This is a genomic window from Arthrobacter sedimenti (assembly GCF_042652025.1).
GTDB classification, from domain to species: domain Bacteria; phylum Actinomycetota; class Actinomycetes; order Actinomycetales; family Micrococcaceae; genus Arthrobacter; species Arthrobacter sedimenti.
In genome coordinates, this window is the sequence record NZ_JBHSDQ010000006.1 from 257,314 (window position 1) to 272,663 (window position 15,350).

Below are 15,350 nucleotides of genomic sequence, written 5' to 3' on the forward strand. Positions count from 1 at the left end.
ACCCGGAACCGGAACCGCGCCGCCCGCCGCAGTGCAGCTAGTGCAGCTCATCGCTGCGGGCGGCGCGGTTCCTTCCCAATGACTTGGCCCTGTACAGGGCCTCATCAGCTGCGGCGATGAGGCGGTCCACATCGGAGGTCCCGCCGTCGTAGGTTGAAATGCCGTAACTGACGGTGGGCATCTCCATGCCGTCCGGCGCTGCAGCACCTGCCAGGCGACTGCTGATTTCCTCCGCGATCGGCTCGGCCCGTTCAGCACTTGCCCCGGGGACCAGGATCACGAACTCTTCCCCGCCGTACCTGCCGGCCAGGTCGGTGGAGCGGACCGTGGCAACGCAGGCGTCGGCGAAGGCCTGCAACGCCAGGTCGCCGGCGGCGTGGCCGTGTGTATCGTTGACCACCTTGAAATGGTCAAGGTCGGCAAGGATCAGCGCGCCGGAGCCCCCGGTGATGGTGCGGTCGGCAAGCTGTTCGGCAGCGAGGTCCAGGAAGGCCTTGCGGTTCAGGAGTCCGGTGAGGTCGTCACGGGTTGCAACCACCCGCAGGGCGCGGGTCTGCTGTTCGGTGCTCAACCCGGCCATGCTGAAGGACACCACCACCAACAGCACCATAGTCACCATGGTGGTCACGGCCGATCCAAAAACGGTAACGAAAACCGGACCGTCCGGGCCCTCCACCAGGAACGCCAGCCAGCGGAAGAAATAGTAAGCGGACAGGCCGCCTGCAGCCACCGCCATGGGGATGCGCACCCGCGAATAGCCCGGCTCAAGCCGCCACAGCTCACGCGACGCCAGTCCGACGGTCAGGCTCATCGCGGCGAGGAACACGGGACCGCCGGACCAGGTGTTGGTGGCGGGGTGGTCCAGCAGGGACGCCACCAGGGTGACAAGGGGGATGCCGGTAAAGGCCCACTTGGGTGGCTGCACGGTCCGCAGTGAGCGCGCGCCCGCCCACACAGCAACCCCGCCGTGCACCAGCAGTGTATTACCCAGCGGGTTGGCCCACCACTGCTGTGGCGTGCCGTCCAGCAGGAAGCAGCCGGATCCGGAAAGGAAGAACAGCAAGGCCCCGCACCACCACGCACTGTACGGCGAGCGCGTCGCCCGGTAGGCGGAAAAGTAGAAAAGGACCACCAGCACCAGGGCCATCAGGCCAAAAGCGATGCGCAGGGTCGCCGTATCCAGAACCATGTGCCAGAAGTCCCCCCAAAAGCCCTAATGCTGCCCACGCCAGTATCGCACCACCCACATGGCGCAAAGCATCCCTACCCCGGATGTGGACCAGCCAAACTCGCCTAGGGTGGGAGGTTAACCATTCGGACAACGAAAGGCGCGCAATGCTCCTCCTCTTCGGGTTCAAGACCGTGCTCAAGGCGCTGCCGGGCAAGACGGCAACGTGCCCGCACTGCTGCGCCTTCATCCACCACCTCCTTGAGGAACAAGCCACAAAGTTCACCTTGTTCTTCATCCCGGTGCTCACGGTGTCCCGGAAGTTCCGGATCACCTGCACCAATTGCGGCTACGTTTCGTCCATCAGCGGGCGGCAGAAGCGGGCCTTGGAGCTGCGCCGGTAAGAGGCGCTCCGGAACTTCTCCGCCAGCCGCGGAGTTGAACCGGATATGGACGACCCTCCTTCACACATGCCCTGGCCCCTCTGCCACCTGACCGGAACACCGGCCACCACAGGAGAGGGGCGCCCCAATGTATGAATGGATCATGCTGGGCATCGGCCTGGTCCTGACCGTCGGCACCGGCTTCTTCGTCGCCTCGGAGTTCGCGCTGGTGAACCTGGACCGGCACGATCTCGAAGCACGCCAAGCCCGCGGCGAGAAGCGCCTTGGTCCCACCATCAAAGCCCTTCGGATCACCTCCACCCACCTCTCGGGGGCGCAGCTGGGCATCACCCTGACCACGCTGCTGACCGGCTACACCTTCGAACCGGCCATCAGCCGCATGCTCAGCGGCCCGCTGCAGTCCGCGGGGCTGGCCGAAGCCTTGGTGCCCGCCGTCGGCTCCGTTGCCGGAATCTTCCTGGCCACGGTCTTTTCGATGGTGGTGGGCGAGCTTGTCCCCAAGAACTTCGCCCTGGCCCTGCCGCTGGCTACGGCCAAGGTGGTGGTGCCATTCCAGGCCCTCTTCACGGCCGTGTTCAAGCCCGTGATCCTGCTCTTCAACAACACTGCCAACAGGATCATCCGCGGGTTCGGAATTGAGCCCAAGGAAGAGCTTTCCGGTGCCCGCAGCGCGGAGGAGCTGAGCTCCCTGGTGCGCCGCTCCGCCGTCGAAGGTGTCCTGGACCTGGACCATGCCACCCTGCTGCGCCGCACGCTCCGCTTCTCCGGGTACAGTGCCGCTGATGTCATGACCCCGCGCGTCAGGATGGCGGCCGTAGGCCTGTCCGACACCGCAGAGGACATCGTTTCGCTTGCCACGGCCACCGGCTACTCCCGGTTTCCCGTGATCGGGCGGGACCGGGACGACGTCCTGGGCCTCCTGCACGTCAAGCAGGCGTTCGCCGTGGCTCTGGACCAACGGGCCGGTACTGCCGCGGCGGAGCTCATGATCGAGCCGCTGCGGGTGCCGGAATCCATGGGCGTGGACACCCTCCTGGGCCTGCTGCGGCGTCAGGGGCTCCAGGTGGCCATCGTTTCGGACGAGCATGGCGGCACCGCCGGGATCGTCACCCTGGAGGACCTGGTGGAAGAGATCGTGGGCGAACTGGAGGATGAGCACGACCGGGCGCGCGCCGGCGTTGTCCGCGTAGGCCGGTCCATCACGTTCGACGCCGCACTGCGGCCGGACGAACTGCTGGACCGCACCGGAATCGAGGTCCCCGACGGGGACGAGTACGACACCGTGGGCGGGTTCGTCACTGACCGCCTGGACCGCCTGCCCGAACTGGGCGATGAGGTTAAGGTCGACGGCGGCACCCTCCGCGTGGAGCGCGTGGCAGGCATGCACGTGGAGCGGCTGCGCTTCACGCCCGCCGCGTCCGGCGAGCCTCCGCGAAGCCCGCACGACCGCATCATCGACAGCCTGACCCAGGAGCTGACCCATGAGTGAATACCTTCCCGGCATCATCTGGCTGGCGGTGCTCCTGGTGGTCAATGGCTTCTTCGTGGGAGCCGAATTCGCCGTCATCTCCGCCCGCCGCTCCCAGATCGAGCCCAAGGCCGAGGCCGGCAGCAAAGCGGCAAAAACCACACTGTGGGCCATGGAACACGCGATTCTAATGCTGGCCACCAGCCAGTTGGGCATCACCGTCTGCTCCCTGGTCATCCTGAACGTCTCCGAACCGGCGATCCACCACCTGTTGGAGATACCGCTGGGCCTGACGTCCCTGTCCTATGAGGCGATCAGCATCATCGCGTTTATCGTGGCGCTGCTGCTGGTGACCTTCCTCCACGTGGTGGTGGGCGAGATGGTGCCCAAGAACATCTCCTTCTCAGTGCCTACCCGTGCGGCCCTCCTGCTTGCGCCGCCGCTGGTCATGGTGGCCAAGGTGTTCAAGCCCGTTATTTGGGCGCTGAACGGGATTGCCAACTCGATCCTGCGGCTCTTCCGGGTGGAGCCCAAGGACGAGGCCACCAGCGCGTACACCCTGGACGAGGTGGCCACGATTGTGGAGCAGTCCACCCGGGACGGCGTGCTGACGGACACCACGGGCGCACTGACCAACGCGTTCGAATTCACCGCCAAAACCGTGGCGGACGTCCAGGTGACCATGGCCGACATGGTGCTGCTGCCGGAATCCGCCACGCCGGCGGACATCCAGCAGGCCGTGGCCGGGCACGGGTACTCGCGCTACATCCTGACCAACACTGCCGGGGAGCCCGATGGCTACCTGCACCTCAAGGACGTCATGGACCTCACCGCGGCGGAGAAATTCCACCAGCCGGTCCCGCCCAAACGGGTCCGGCGCCTGGCGTCGGCATTTGCCGGCGCGGACCTTGAGGATGCACTGGCGGCGATGCGGCGGACCGGAGCCCACGTGGCCCGGGTGTTCGACGCCGATGGCAGGACCACCGGGATGCTCTTCCTCGAGGACATCATCGAGGAACTGGTGGGCGAGGTGCAGGACGCCACCAGCGTTTAGCCCGGTTTCCAAGGGGGCGGCGGGTCCGGCTCAATCAGCAGCCGGATCCGCGCCCTTTTTTGTGCTGCCCCTAGTGCCCGACGGCGGCGGGTACTAGAGTGGGGCCCGGTTCCACCCTGCCGTCCCCGGCAGGAGGACGAAAACCCGCACGAGGGATGGGAGGTGGTTTTGATGACTGCTGTTGCCGCGCGCCTTGAGCGCCCCGCACCCACTCCATCACCCATCCTCCCGGCTGCACACGCCTGACTGACGGCAACTGTCCGCCATAGCGTTCCGGCACCGGGGACCCTCGCGAGGAAACCACCGTGCACAATTCTTCAGGCAACGCCCTGGACAACACCTCAAGCGCCATCCAACCCACCCGCACCCTGACCGCGTACGGCTACACCCCCGCCGTCGCCCGCCACTTCGATCAGCACCCCTGCCCCGGCGCCACGGGACGGGGACGCGTGGTCCGCGTTGACCGCACCCTGCTGCTGGTTGCCGTCGAGGACGCGCTGCTCCACCTGCCCTATCCGCTGTCCGGCGACCCGGCGGTCACCGGCGACTGGGTCTGGACGGGACCCAACCGTGCCGGCGATCGCCAGATCCTGGCAGTCCTCCCCCGGCGTTCCGAGCTGAGCCGCAAGCGCGCGTTCGAGGACTCCTCCGAGGAGCAGGTCCTGGCCGCGAACATGGACACCGTAGGGATCGTGGTTCCCGTGGACCGGCCGCTCACGCACAACAGGCTCGAACGCACCCTCGTTGCCGCCTGGGACTCCGGCGCCACCCCGCTGGTGATCATCACCAAGGCGGACCTGGCACAGGTGGCGGACGACGTCGTCGGGAAAGTCATCCTGCAGGCGGCGGGCGTGGAGGTGGTCACCACGTCCGCCGAAAACGGCGACGGGATCGACGAATTGATGTCCCGCATCCCGCCCGCCGGCACCATCGTGCTCCTGGGCCCGTCCGGCGCCGGCAAGTCCACCCTGATCAACGCGCTGGTGGGCCGTGAAGTCCAGCAGACAGGAGAAGTGCGGTCCGGGGACTTCAAAGGCAAGCACACCACCACCTCCCGGGAACTGGTGCCGCTGGCCAACGGCACCGTGCTGATGGATACGCCGGGGGTGCGCGGCTTCGGATTGTTCGATGCCGGGGAAGGCCTGGGCGGGATGTTCGGCGACGTGGAGGAACTGGCCGCCGGCTGCCGGTTCGCGGACTGCGGCCATGGGAAGGAGCCGGGCTGCGCGGTCCGGGAGGCGATCGACAGTGGAGCCCTGCCCGAGCGCCGCTGGAACTCCTACCTGAAGATGCAGCGGGAGCTGGCAGCGCTGGCACGGCGGTCCGACATCGCGGCCCAGCGGGCGTACCACCGCGAGTGGCACCAGAAGGTGGTGACGGCGGGAAAGTCGCAGCGCTGGGCGGAGCGCGAGGCCTCTGAACGCGGGAGCCGAAACGGAGGGAAGGACCGGAAGCGGAAGCGGTAGGAATGCCCTGCTCGGTGTCGGGAGTGGGGAGTAGGGTTCGGTCATGGACATCATCCTGGTACCCGGATTCTGGTTGGATGCTTCGTCGTGGGAGGCGGTGGTGCCAGCGCTGGAAGCGGCAGGACACCGAACCCATTCCCTCACCCTTCCCGGAAAGGAGGCGGTGGACGCCAGCCGGTCGGGCATCAACCTGCAGGACCACATCGATGCGGTGGTGCAGGTCCTGGACGGCCTGCCCGGCAAGGTGGTCCTGGTGGGGCACTCCGGCGGCGGTGCCATCATCCATGGAGCCGTGGACGCCAGGCCGCAGAAGGTGGAGCGGGCCATCTATGTGGACAGCGGACCCCTGGGTGAAGGCGGCGTGATCAACGACGAGTTGCGGGCTGTCGGGGACGACGTGCCCTTGCCGCGCTGGGAGGATTTCGACGACGCCGACCTGGTTGACCTCGACGACGGCCTTCGCCAGGCATTCCGGGTCCGCGCAGTACCGGAGCCCCGCGGCGTGGCCTACGGCAAGCAGCAGCTGCATGACGAGCGGCGCTACGACGTGCCCGCCACCGTGATCACCTGCGAATTTCCGTCCGCCATGCTCCGGGAGTGGATCGCCGCCGGCCACCCCTTCGTCGCAGAGCTGGCCAGGGTCCGGGACGTAGAGTACATCGACCTGCCTACCGGGCACTGGCCGCAGTTCACCAAGCCAAAGGAACTGGCCAGGGCCATTCTGGCGGCTGTTGACCGTACGGATGTGGACGAAGCCTGAAATACTCTTGCGCGTGGCCAACGCCGTCTTCATAATAAATGAATGGCATTCATTTATTCGACCGCAATCAAGGGCAACGCCGCCCCTGACCACGCTTCAATCGGCACCACCACCCACATGCCCGCTGAGTGGGAAGCGCACCAGCGCACCTGGATGGCCTTCCCGCCGCCCAATGACACCTTCGGTCCGCTGGGAAGCTCCACCCTGGACAGGGCACGGGCGGCCTGGACCAAGGTGGCCCGCACCATTGCGCGCTACGAACCCGTCACAGTTGTCGCAGATCCACGGGACGCCAACGCTGCCCGGGAATGGCTCGGCAGCGGCATCGACGTGGTGGAGGTGCCGCTCGACGACGCCTGGCTGCGGGACAGCGGCCCCACGTTCGTCCACGCCGCCGACGGCTCACTGGCCGCGGTCGACTGGATCTTCAACGGCTGGGGCGCCCAGGACTGGGCCGCCTGGGGAAAGGACCAGACGGTGGCACGCGCAGTAGCGGCAGGAGTGGACGCACCGGTCCGTCCGTCAGCCCTGGTCAATGAGGGCGGCGGCTTCCATGTGGACGGCGAAGGGACAGTGCTGCTGACCGAGACAGTGCAGCTCGATCCGGCCCGCAACCCCGGCGCCACGAAGGAATCAGTCGAGGCGGAAATCCATGCGGCCCTGGGCACCACCAAGGCCATCTGGCTGCCGCGCGGGCTCACCCGGGACTACGACGAATTCGGCACCCGGGGCCACGTGGACATCGTGGCCGCCTTCGCCGGCCCCGGCACCATCCTGCTGCACCGCCAGGATGACCCTGCGCATCCGGACCACGCGGTGTACCTGCAGCTGAAGGCTGTCCTGGCCGGCCAAGTGGACGCCCTGGGCCGACCGCTGCGCATCATCGACGTCCCCGCCCCAACCACGCCCAAGGACGATGAGGGTTGGGTGGACTGGTCCTACATCAACCACTACGTGGCGAATGACGTTGTGGTGCTCTGCGGTTTCGATGACCCCAATGACACCATCGCTGCCGGCATCCTGGAACGCGCGTATCCCGGGCGCACCGTTGAACTGGTGGACGCACGGGACATCTTCGCCTTTGGCGGCGGCATCCACTGCATCACGCAGCAGCAGCCGGCCCCGCGGGAAGGCGGTGCGGCATGAAAACGGCGGAGCAGACGCGGAAGCCGGAGGCGGCGGCAAAGTTTGATGTGGTGGAAGCCGGTATCAGCCGACTCAGGGCTGTCCTCAATGCGTGTGAGGTAACCAGCGAGGAGCTTGTCCGCCTCTACCTGGAGCGCATCGAGAAGTATGACTCTTCGGGCATATGCTTGAACGCAGTGGTTGTCATGAACCCTGACGCCATTGCAGAGGCTCAGGCCTCGGACCGTCGCCGTGCGGCCGGTTTCACACTTGGCCCGCTGGACGGTATCCCCTACACCGCAAAAGACAGCTATCAGGTCAAAGGCCTTACTGTTGCTGCGGGCTCACCGGCGTTCAAGGAGCTGGTGGCGCAGCGCGATGCGTTCACCATCGAGCGCCTGCGGGCCGGCGGTGCGGTCCTGATCGGGCTGACCAACATGCCGCCCATGGCCAACGGCGGTATGCAGCGCGGGGTATATGGACGGGCTGAGAGTCCCTACAACGCCAGCTTCCTCACGGCCGCTTTCGCTTCGGGATCGTCCAACGGTTCCGGAACTGCAACCGCGGCCAGCTTCGCTGCCTTTGGCCTGGCCGAGGAAACCTGGTCCTCGGGCCGGGCGCCGGCGTCCAACAATGCCCTCTGCGCCTACACACCCTCGCGCGGTGTCATCTCCGTCCGGGGCAACTGGCCCCTGGTCCCCACCATGGACGTGGTGGTCCCGCACGCGCGGACCATGGCGGACCTGCTGGAAGTCCTGGACGTGGTGGTGGCGGACGACCCCCAGACCCGCGGTGATTTCTGGCGCGTCCAGCCCTGGATCGAGGTGCCCAGGGCATCCGCCGTCCGCCCGCCGTCGTACGTTGACCTCGCCGTCCCGGACGCGACTGCCGCCGCGGCTGTCCTCGCGGGTAAACGGCTGGGCATTCCCCGGATGTACATGAATGCCGACCCTGATGCCGGGACGGCGGAGGCGCCTGGCATCGGTGGCCCCACCGGCCAGCGGATCGAAACGCGCGCGTCCATCCTGGAACTGTGGGTTGCGGCCCGCCGCGACCTGGAAGCCGCCGGCGCCGAAGTGGTGGAGGTGGACTTCCCGGTGGTGTCCAATTACGAAGGTGACCGTCCGGGCGCGCCTACCATCGGCACCCGCGGCCTGGTGTCCCCGGAGTATCTGCGGCACGAGATTGTGGACCTGTCGGCCTGGGCATGGAATGACTTCCTGGCTGCCAACGGCGACCCACAGCTAAACAGCCTCGCCGACGTCGACGGTTCCGCCATCTTCCCCGCTCCCCACGGTGCACTGCCGGACCGCTATGACGGGTTCGATGACGACATCGCGGACTATCCTGCCTGGATCCGGGAGCACGGCATTCCTGTCCTCGCCGACATCCCGCACCTGCCCGAAGGCCTGGCGGGACTCGAGGAAACCCGCCGCGTGGACCTGGAGGAGTGGATGGACCGGCTGGGACTGGATGCCGTGGTGTTCCCGGCGGCCGCCGACGTTGCCCCGGCGGATGCCGACACTAACGAACGCTCGGCGGACATCGCCTGGCGTAACGGCGTGTGGGTGGCCAACGGAAACCTGGTCCCCCGGCACCTTGGTATTCCCACGGTCACCGTGCCCATGGGCCTCGTGGCGGACATCGCGATGCCGGTGGGCCTCACCTTCGCGGGCAAGGCCTACAGCGACGCGGAACTCCTCCGCCTGGCAGCAGCGTTCGAAGCCACGGGCCGCCGACGGGTTCCGCCGCCCCGCACCACGCCTGTACGAATAGGGGACTGACCCAAACCAGCCGCAGTGGGTAGTCTGGGCGGATGGCACGGCCCCTTGCCAACCAGGCTGCCCTCCGGCCCGACTGCGCACAATGCTTTGCCCTGTGCTGCACGGCGTTCGGCTTCACCCGCTCGGCGGACTTCGCCATCGACAAGCCGCCGGCCACCCCCTGCCCCAACCTGGCCGCGGACTTTTCCTGCACCATCCATGACAGGCTCCGGCCGCGCGGCTTTGCCGGCTGCACGGTGTTCGACTGCTTCGGTGCGGGGCAGGCCGTCAGCCAACGGCTGTTCCACGGCACCAGCTGGCGGGACAACCCGGGTTCAGCGCCGGACATGTTCGCCGCCTTCAGGGTCCTGCGCCAGCTGCACGAAATGCTGTGGCACCTGGCGCAGGCAGAGGCGGTTGCGTACAGTCCGGACGCCGCCGACGAGGTGCGCCATCTCCAGGCAAAGGTCCGGGAGGTGGCGGAAGGCGACCTTGGGACGGTCCTCACTGCCGACGTCGGAAGCCTTCACCTGCAGGTGGGCGAAGCGCTGCGGTGGGTCAGCGAGGAGGTCCGCGCCGGGTACTTGGCCGACGGCCCACAACGCAACGACCTGGCACCGGGTGCCGACCTGGCCGGAGCGAACCTGCGCGGGTCCGTGCTGTGCGGTGCCGACCTTCGCGGCGCATGCCTGATCGCCGCCGACCTCCGGGGTGCGGACCTGACGGCGGTGGACCTTTTGGGAGCCGACCTGCGTGATGCAAGGCTCGACGACGCCGATCTCAGCCAAGCGCTTTTCCTCACCGAGGCACAAATCGCCGCAGCCCGCGGCAGCCTGTCCACACGCCTCCCCGCAGGGCTCAAACGCCCCGACCATTGGATCCCGTCGCCGCTATCTCCGGCTGCCGCCCTCCCGGTTCCGCCCAGCCAGCGGAAGCGCCTTGACAGCCCGGAATGTTAGCGCTGACAGTGGGAGGAAACCGATGCCAACCGAAAGCCACTCGATGAAGAACTGGGCAGGAAACCTTGAATACTCCTCCGCGGATGTCCGCCGGCCGGAATCCGTAGCGGAGCTGGCCGCCATCGTGGCTGAATCGCCGCGCGTCAAGGCCCTGGGGTCCCGGCACTCGTTCAACCGGGTGGGTGACACGGACGGGGTCCATGTGCTCCTCGATGCGCTGCCACAGCAGGTGGAGCTGGATTCCAACCGTGGCACGGTACGCGTGAGCGGCGGGGTGAGCTACGGGGCGCTCTGCCGGACCCTCGAGAAGTCCGGCGTTGCCATCCACAACCTCGCCTCGCTGCCGCACATCTCGGTGGCAGGCGCGGTGCAGACAGGAACACACGGCTCCGGGGTGAACAACCCTTCGCTGGCCGGCGCCGTGGAGTCCATCGACCTGGTCCGCGCCTCCGGTGAGCAGGTCACGCTGGCCAGGGCGGACGGGGATGAGTTCCTGGCCAGTGTGGTGGGCATCGGGGCCTTGGGCATTGTCACCGGCCTGGAGCTTGCAGTGCGCCCCAGTTTCCGGATGCGGCAGCGCGTCCTGGAGGACCTGCCCTGGGACAACGCCCTTGCGGACTTCAACGCCATCGTCTCCGCCGCCTACAGCGTGAGCCTGTTCACCGACTACACCGGTAACACCGTCAACCAGGTCTGGCTCAAGGCGCTGGATGAGGAGCCGGCGCTTCCCAGCCTGTTCGGGGCAACCGCCGCCCTGCGGCCGCGGCATCCCCTGCCGGACATGTCCGCGGAGAACTGCACGGCGCAACTGGACGAACCCGGGCTGTGGCTGGACCGGCTGCCGCACTTCCGGCACGAATTCACTCCCAGCAACGGAGATGAACTCCAAAGCGAATTCATCCTTCCCTTGGAGCACGCCCCCGCCGCCCTCCAGGCAGTCCGCGGGCTGGCTGGACAGCTTTCGCCCTTGCTTTTCGTCTCGGAAGTACGCACCGGCGCCGCTGACGAATTCTGGCTCAGCCCGTTCTACCGGCAGCAGAGCGTGGCGCTGCACTTCACCTGGAAGCCCATGCAGCCAGAGGTTGAGGCGTTCCTTCCGGTCCTGGAGGAAGCCCTGCGGCCCTTTGGGGCCCGGCCGCACTGGGGCAAGCTGTTCACACCCGGCGGGCACGATTGGGAAAAGCTGTACCCGCGCTTCGCCGACTTCCGTTCCTTCGCGGCAGGGCACGATCCCGAAGGCAAGTTCCGGAACGGGCTGCTGGACAGCATCCTGGGCGTCCCGGCCCGCCGGTAGCCGCCGGCCTGCGGCCCCCCGTACGGTGGAGGCATGACCTTTCGCCACGCCACCACCTCCGCCGCCCTGTCCACCGCGCTGTTGCTGCTGACCGGGTGCGGTGCCGTCGGGGAGGCGGCGGGCAGCGCGGCCAGCGAGGCCGCGTCCAAGGCCGCCTCCAGCGCAGCCCAGGAAGTCAACCGGCAGATTTGCACCCTGGTCGAAGACGGCCTGGTCAGCCCTTCGGACCGGCAGGCCTTGGCTGGCCTGGTGTCGGCAGCGCGGACGGCAGGAGTCCCAACGGAAATAACGACGCCGTTGGACCGGATCGCCGAGGCCGGGGACCAAGTGCCGGAGGACTCCGTGCGGGCCCTGAAGGACGCCTGCCACGCCTGAGCTGGAAGGGGCCGCAGGGCCCTTCAGCAGCCCGCCCGTTGGTGCTACGGTGAAGTGACGAACTAGTAAGCCAGTGATACTAAATCGCTCGCGAAGGAGATCGTCATGGCAGAACGCGGCAATGCCTCTTCCACTCCCCTCACCACAGAGGAGGGGGAACAGTGACCACCAGCCTGCAGAAGTACGCCGACCTGTACCGTCGCCCCGGCCCTTGGTGCACGGCCTATGTGCCTGCCGGAACCGGAACGGTGAACTCCCTGGAAGCCGGCGACGTCAGGCCCGGAAACGCCCAGGCCCAGCTGGAGGCACAGGGGGCAGCAGCAGCTGATATTGCGGCAATGGAGCAGGCACTCCAGCCGGCAGCAGGGCTGCCCGCCCCCGTCTCGAGGTTCGTCCTGGTCCACAGCGGGAAAGCCGAGGTCAACGAGGTACTTCCCGGTGACCTAGTCCTTCCCGAACGGGTGGCTATGGAGCCCGTCCCGGACCTGCTGCCCCTGGTCAAGCACCGGCCGGAAGAACTGCCGTATGTTGTGGCCGAAGTCAGCCGGGAACACGGCGAGATCCGGTTGTACCGGGCGGGTGCCGGCGCCCCCAGCAGCGTGCGGGAAGTGGAAGGCGAATCCGAGAACATCCACAAGTTCCACGGCGGCGGCTGGTCGGAACTGCGGTTCCAGCACCACACCGAGGACGTATGGCGCCGCAACGCGGATGAAGTGGCAGGCGAAATTGACAGGGTGGCCCGGGCAAGCGGTGCACGGCTCATCGTCCTCGCCGGCGATATCCGGGCCCGCGGCCTGGTCAAGGACAACCTGTCCGAGGCCAGCCAGGCCCTTGTGTCCGAGGTGGATTCCCACACTCATACCGGAGGTGCGGACAGCGCCAACCTGGAGGACCAGGTCAACCAGCACGTTTCCGAGGTGTGGGCTGAGGAACAGCAGAACGTGATGGACAGGCTGGCGGTCCGGGAAGGACAGGCCAACCCGGAAGCCGCCCACGGGGTGGGGGCGGTGGTGCATGCCCTGCAGCAGGCGCAGGTGGACACCCTGATCCTGGATGACGCCGCCCTGTCCGAACGGACCATGCTGGCCTTGGCCGCGGAACCGTGGATCGCCACGGCCAAGGAGGAGGCCCTGGGTGCGGAAATCCTGGGCAAAGTTCCCGCCCCGGCGGCGCTGCTTCGGGCCGCCGCGCTGACTGACGCGCGCGTCCTCCTGGTCCCGGGGCCCGTCCTGCCTGAGGGCGTCCATGTCGCGGCACTGCTGCGCTGGTCCTCGGGTCCGGACGTCCCGTCGTCGTAAATCCCTGCTGATTTTTTCGCCGAACTACCAATTGGAAGGTGCACCATGAGCACTGCAGATGAAAACCCGGATGATGTCCTCGACAGCGTAATGGTCCCGGAGGAGGACGCGCTTCCCACTCCCACCCGTACGGGCCACGGCAAGATGCCGGAAGACGTTGACGACGACGATTACCAGAAGGCCGCGGAACAGGAGCGGGTGGCGGCGGGGCTGGCTGATTATGCCCCCAGCGACGTTCCACCGGCGACGGATCCATTGCCACCGGAGGCGGCCGATGCCGCAGACCTTGCGCAGCGGGGCCTGCTGGAGGAGGAACCGGAAGACAAAGGTTGATGAAAAGCAGTGGCCGGCCCGTTGGGGCCGGCCACTGCTTTTCATTCAGTCAAGAACTTCGGGACAGCTCAGTTCTGGCGTGGCTGTTCCCAGCCCCGCATGCCCGCTGCCCGCCCGGTCTGGGGTCGATGTCCGGACCGGTGTTCCGGTGGGGCAAACGGGACAACCCCGGCGTCCCGGCTGAGCGGCACTGCACGGACAAACTTCGTCAGTTCATCCCGGAGCACCTTCCATTCGATGTCCGGATCATCCGGGTAGGCATTGACCTCGGCCTGCCGCGCCGCTTCAACAGCCGCAACACCGGCCTCCGTCAGCTCAACCTTCAACTGCCGGCGGTCGGAGGCATGACGGGTCCTTGTGATGAGTCCCGTAGCTTCGAGGCGCGTAAGGACCCGCCCCAGCGTCTGGCTCTGCACCCTGATCGCGTCTGCGAGCTGTTCCTGGTTCAGTGGTCCCCCCGTCAAACCTTCCAATGCAATAACTGCCGCACGGGTGAGGCCAAGGGGGGCCAGTGCATCGTCCTGCCGCCGCTGGATCAGCCGGGCCGCCAAAGTGATCAGGCGGTAGCTGCTCCGGGCGTCCGGATCGAGATTGCTGGTCATCGGCCGCGGCCTTCCTGTAGTTGGCGAAGTGCTGGTCACCCTGCGTCGCTACACCCCTACAATAAGCATGCTTAGCAACATATTCGCAAGTAGGCTTACTATCCGGCAACCCGGCAACATCCGCGCCTACCACTCCCCAACACGAAAACGCATGCACTACCCCTTGCAATCGAAATGGGAAGTGTGCTTAGTATCTAATTAGTAACCTTGCTTACTAAGTCGCCAGCACTGCTGGTTCTTGATCGCCAGCTAACCCTTTCTGAAAGAGAGCGAAGATGACAGAGAACCAATGGCCCCAGACCCCCCACACCGGCGCCGACCCGGCCACCACCGATCCGTACGGTGCAACAGAGGTAGCTCCCGGGCAGGCCTCCTATTCTGCAGACTCGGGCGATACCTCAAAGACCCAGGCAGCCAAGGAAGAGGCTTCCAACGTGGCCGGGCACGCCGCATCTGCCGCGCAGGGAGTAGCCGAAACTGCCAAGGGTGAGGCCGCGAACGTGGCACATGAGGCGAAGGCCAACGCGCAGGACCTGCTGCACCAGGCCAAGTCCGGGTTGACCAGCCAGGCCGGCACGCAGCAGCAGAAGGCTGCCGAAGGCATGCGCAACATTTCCAGCCAGCTGCACAGCATGGCCAGCGCCCCGGACCAGCAGGGCGTGGCCAGCGACCTTGTCCGGCAGGCGGCCGAGCGCACCTCCACGGTGGCGTCCTGGCTGGAGAACCGCGAGCCCGGTGACCTCCTGAACGAGGTCTCACGTTTCGCCCGCAACCGCCCCGGCACCTTCCTGCTCCTCGCTGCCGGCGCAGGCGTACTGGCCGGGCGCCTCACCCGCGGCCTTACCGCAGGAGCCCCGGAATCCCAGGGACAGGTCCAGGCAGGCTCGACTCAGGGCAGCGGCCAGCACCGGGCCGTGCAATCGCCGCCGGTAGCGCCGCTGCACCAGGAGACCGTGTACGCCGCCGGCACCGATGACCTCTTCGACGAGCCGGTAGTGGGCGGCGCCCCTGTTTCCACCACCACCTTGCCCTCGGGTACCGCAGAGGAATCCCCTCTTCGGTTCGAGGACGACCCCTACCGGGCCGAAAACGGCGTGTACACCGGTGAAGAAACCTTCGGCGGCGAAGGCACCTCCGGCACCGGCCGCCACGGAACGGGTGGTCTGTGATGAGTAGCCAGATTCCTGAGCCGCCGCCCAGTGCGGCGCATGTGAAAGCGGACAACGCGTCCCTGGGTGAACTGTTTGGTGATGTGACCCGGGACCTGTCCACCCTGATGCG

Annotated in this window: 15 protein-coding genes and 1 pseudogene; 14 read left to right on the top strand and 2 right to left on the bottom strand. The window is 67.0% G+C overall.

All coding sequences use genetic code 11. From position 1 onward, the window contains the following. Positions 1–37: 37 nt before the first annotated feature. Positions 38–1,189 carry a GGDEF domain-containing protein gene (locus ACFO0G_RS15315; protein ID WP_376978671.1) on the bottom strand — a complete coding sequence of 384 codons (1,152 nt, stop codon included), beginning with the start codon at positions 1,187–1,189 and terminating at the stop codon, positions 38–40. Positions 1,190–1,335: 146 nt separating this feature from the next. On the opposite strand from ACFO0G_RS15315, the gene ACFO0G_RS15320 reads away from it, so the two are divergent. The 12 genes from ACFO0G_RS15320 (at position 1,336) to ACFO0G_RS15375 (ending at position 13,467) form a co-directional block, all read left to right on the top strand. Next, the gene (locus tag ACFO0G_RS15320; RefSeq protein ID WP_376978673.1) at positions 1,336–1,572 is read left to right on the top strand and encodes a zinc-ribbon domain-containing protein; all 237 of its coding nucleotides are present in this window, start codon (positions 1,336–1,338) and stop codon (positions 1,570–1,572) included. A 127-nt stretch (positions 1,573–1,699) separates the two neighbouring features. Continuing rightward, the gene (locus ACFO0G_RS15325) at positions 1,700–3,061 is read left to right on the top strand and encodes a hemolysin family protein (protein WP_376978675.1); all 1,362 of its coding nucleotides are present in this window, start codon (positions 1,700–1,702) and stop codon (positions 3,059–3,061) included. After that, positions 3,054–4,094: a hemolysin family protein gene (locus ACFO0G_RS15330; RefSeq protein WP_376978677.1), complete on the top strand. Its 1,041-nt coding sequence runs from the start codon at positions 3,054–3,056 to the stop codon at positions 4,092–4,094. Before ACFO0G_RS15325 ends, ACFO0G_RS15330 begins: the two co-directional genes overlap by 8 nt. Before the next feature lie 305 nt (positions 4,095–4,399). After that, positions 4,400–5,560, top strand: coding sequence for a ribosome small subunit-dependent GTPase A (rsgA, locus tag ACFO0G_RS15335; RefSeq protein ID WP_376978679.1), 1,161 nt, complete (start codon positions 4,400–4,402; stop codon positions 5,558–5,560). A 43-nt stretch (positions 5,561–5,603) separates the two neighbouring features. Further along, the gene (locus ACFO0G_RS15340; protein WP_376978681.1) at positions 5,604–6,320 is read left to right on the top strand and encodes an alpha/beta fold hydrolase; all 717 of its coding nucleotides are present in this window, start codon (positions 5,604–5,606) and stop codon (positions 6,318–6,320) included. A 42-nt stretch (positions 6,321–6,362) separates the two neighbouring features. Continuing rightward, positions 6,363–7,466 (top strand): agmatine deiminase family protein, encoded by a 1,104-nt coding sequence (locus ACFO0G_RS15345; protein ID WP_376978683.1) that lies wholly within the window; start codon positions 6,363–6,365, stop codon positions 7,464–7,466. Next, complete coding sequence (locus ACFO0G_RS15350) at positions 7,463–9,229, top strand: amidase (protein WP_376978685.1); 1,767 nt, start codon at positions 7,463–7,465, stop codon at positions 9,227–9,229. The genes ACFO0G_RS15345 and ACFO0G_RS15350 overlap by 4 nt, the downstream gene beginning before the upstream one ends. Before the next feature lie 32 nt (positions 9,230–9,261). Further along, on the top strand, positions 9,262–10,167 hold the full coding sequence (locus ACFO0G_RS15355; protein ID WP_376978687.1) for a pentapeptide repeat-containing protein: 906 nt from the start codon (positions 9,262–9,264) through the stop codon (positions 10,165–10,167). Between the two features lie 43 nt (positions 10,168–10,210). Beyond that, positions 10,211–11,461, top strand: a complete 1,251-nt coding sequence (locus tag ACFO0G_RS15360; protein ID WP_376978704.1) for a D-arabinono-1,4-lactone oxidase — start codon at positions 10,211–10,213, stop codon at positions 11,459–11,461. Positions 11,462–11,494: 33 nt separating this feature from the next. Then, positions 11,495–11,836 (top strand): hypothetical protein, encoded by a 342-nt coding sequence (locus ACFO0G_RS15365; RefSeq protein ID WP_286400685.1) that lies wholly within the window; start codon positions 11,495–11,497, stop codon positions 11,834–11,836. A 161-nt stretch (positions 11,837–11,997) separates the two neighbouring features. Further along, positions 11,998–13,134 (top strand): baeRF2 domain-containing protein, encoded by a 1,137-nt coding sequence (locus ACFO0G_RS15370; RefSeq protein ID WP_376978689.1) that lies wholly within the window; start codon positions 11,998–12,000, stop codon positions 13,132–13,134. A gap of 45 nt (positions 13,135–13,179) precedes the next feature. After that, positions 13,180–13,467: a hypothetical protein gene (locus ACFO0G_RS15375; RefSeq protein ID WP_286400682.1), complete on the top strand. Its 288-nt coding sequence runs from the start codon at positions 13,180–13,182 to the stop codon at positions 13,465–13,467. Between the two features lie 68 nt (positions 13,468–13,535). On the opposite strand, the gene ACFO0G_RS15380 is transcribed toward ACFO0G_RS15375, so the two are convergent. Further along, positions 13,536–14,069: a MarR family winged helix-turn-helix transcriptional regulator gene (locus ACFO0G_RS15380; protein ID WP_286400680.1), complete on the bottom strand. Its 534-nt coding sequence runs from the start codon at positions 14,067–14,069 to the stop codon at positions 13,536–13,538. Positions 14,070–14,344: 275 nt separating this feature from the next. On the opposite strand from ACFO0G_RS15380, the gene ACFO0G_RS15385 reads away from it, so the two are divergent. Further along, a complete protein-coding gene (locus tag ACFO0G_RS15385) occupies positions 14,345–15,238 on the top strand; it encodes a hypothetical protein (protein ID WP_376978692.1) in 894 nt (297 codons plus the stop codon). Continuing rightward, positions 15,238–15,350, top strand: a pseudogene (locus tag ACFO0G_RS15390) (phage holin family protein); the annotation flags it as partial. The gene ACFO0G_RS15385 and the pseudogene ACFO0G_RS15390, both read left to right, overlap by 1 nt.

What these genes read in the sequence shown, in the direction of transcription:
- ACFO0G_RS15360 (WP_376978704.1), top strand. Translation starts at nt 10,211, where the DNA reads ATGAAGAACTGGGCAGGAAACCTTGAATACTCCTCCGCGGATGTCCGC.
- ACFO0G_RS15380 (WP_286400680.1), bottom strand. Translation starts at nt 14,069, where the DNA reads ATGACCAGCAATCTCGATCCGGACGCCCGGAGCAGCTACCGCCTGATC.
- ACFO0G_RS15325 (WP_376978675.1), top strand. Translation starts at nt 1,700, where the DNA reads ATGTATGAATGGATCATGCTGGGCATCGGCCTGGTCCTGACCGTCGGC.
- ACFO0G_RS15375 (WP_286400682.1), top strand. Translation starts at nt 13,180, where the DNA reads ATGAGCACTGCAGATGAAAACCCGGATGATGTCCTCGACAGCGTAATG.
- ACFO0G_RS15355 (WP_376978687.1), top strand. Translation starts at nt 9,262, where the DNA reads ATGGCACGGCCCCTTGCCAACCAGGCTGCCCTCCGGCCCGACTGCGCA.
- ACFO0G_RS15345 (WP_376978683.1), top strand. Translation starts at nt 6,363, where the DNA reads ATGGCATTCATTTATTCGACCGCAATCAAGGGCAACGCCGCCCCTGAC.
- ACFO0G_RS15340 (WP_376978681.1), top strand. Translation starts at nt 5,604, where the DNA reads ATGGACATCATCCTGGTACCCGGATTCTGGTTGGATGCTTCGTCGTGG.
- ACFO0G_RS15350 (WP_376978685.1), top strand. Translation starts at nt 7,463, where the DNA reads ATGAAAACGGCGGAGCAGACGCGGAAGCCGGAGGCGGCGGCAAAGTTT.
- ACFO0G_RS15385 (WP_376978692.1), top strand. Translation starts at nt 14,345, where the DNA reads ATGACAGAGAACCAATGGCCCCAGACCCCCCACACCGGCGCCGACCCG.
- ACFO0G_RS15365 (WP_286400685.1), top strand. Translation starts at nt 11,495, where the DNA reads ATGACCTTTCGCCACGCCACCACCTCCGCCGCCCTGTCCACCGCGCTG.
- ACFO0G_RS15330 (WP_376978677.1), top strand. Translation starts at nt 3,054, where the DNA reads ATGAGTGAATACCTTCCCGGCATCATCTGGCTGGCGGTGCTCCTGGTG.
- ACFO0G_RS15320 (WP_376978673.1), top strand. Translation starts at nt 1,336, where the DNA reads ATGCTCCTCCTCTTCGGGTTCAAGACCGTGCTCAAGGCGCTGCCGGGC.
- ACFO0G_RS15315 (WP_376978671.1), bottom strand. Translation starts at nt 1,189, where the DNA reads ATGGTTCTGGATACGGCGACCCTGCGCATCGCTTTTGGCCTGATGGCC.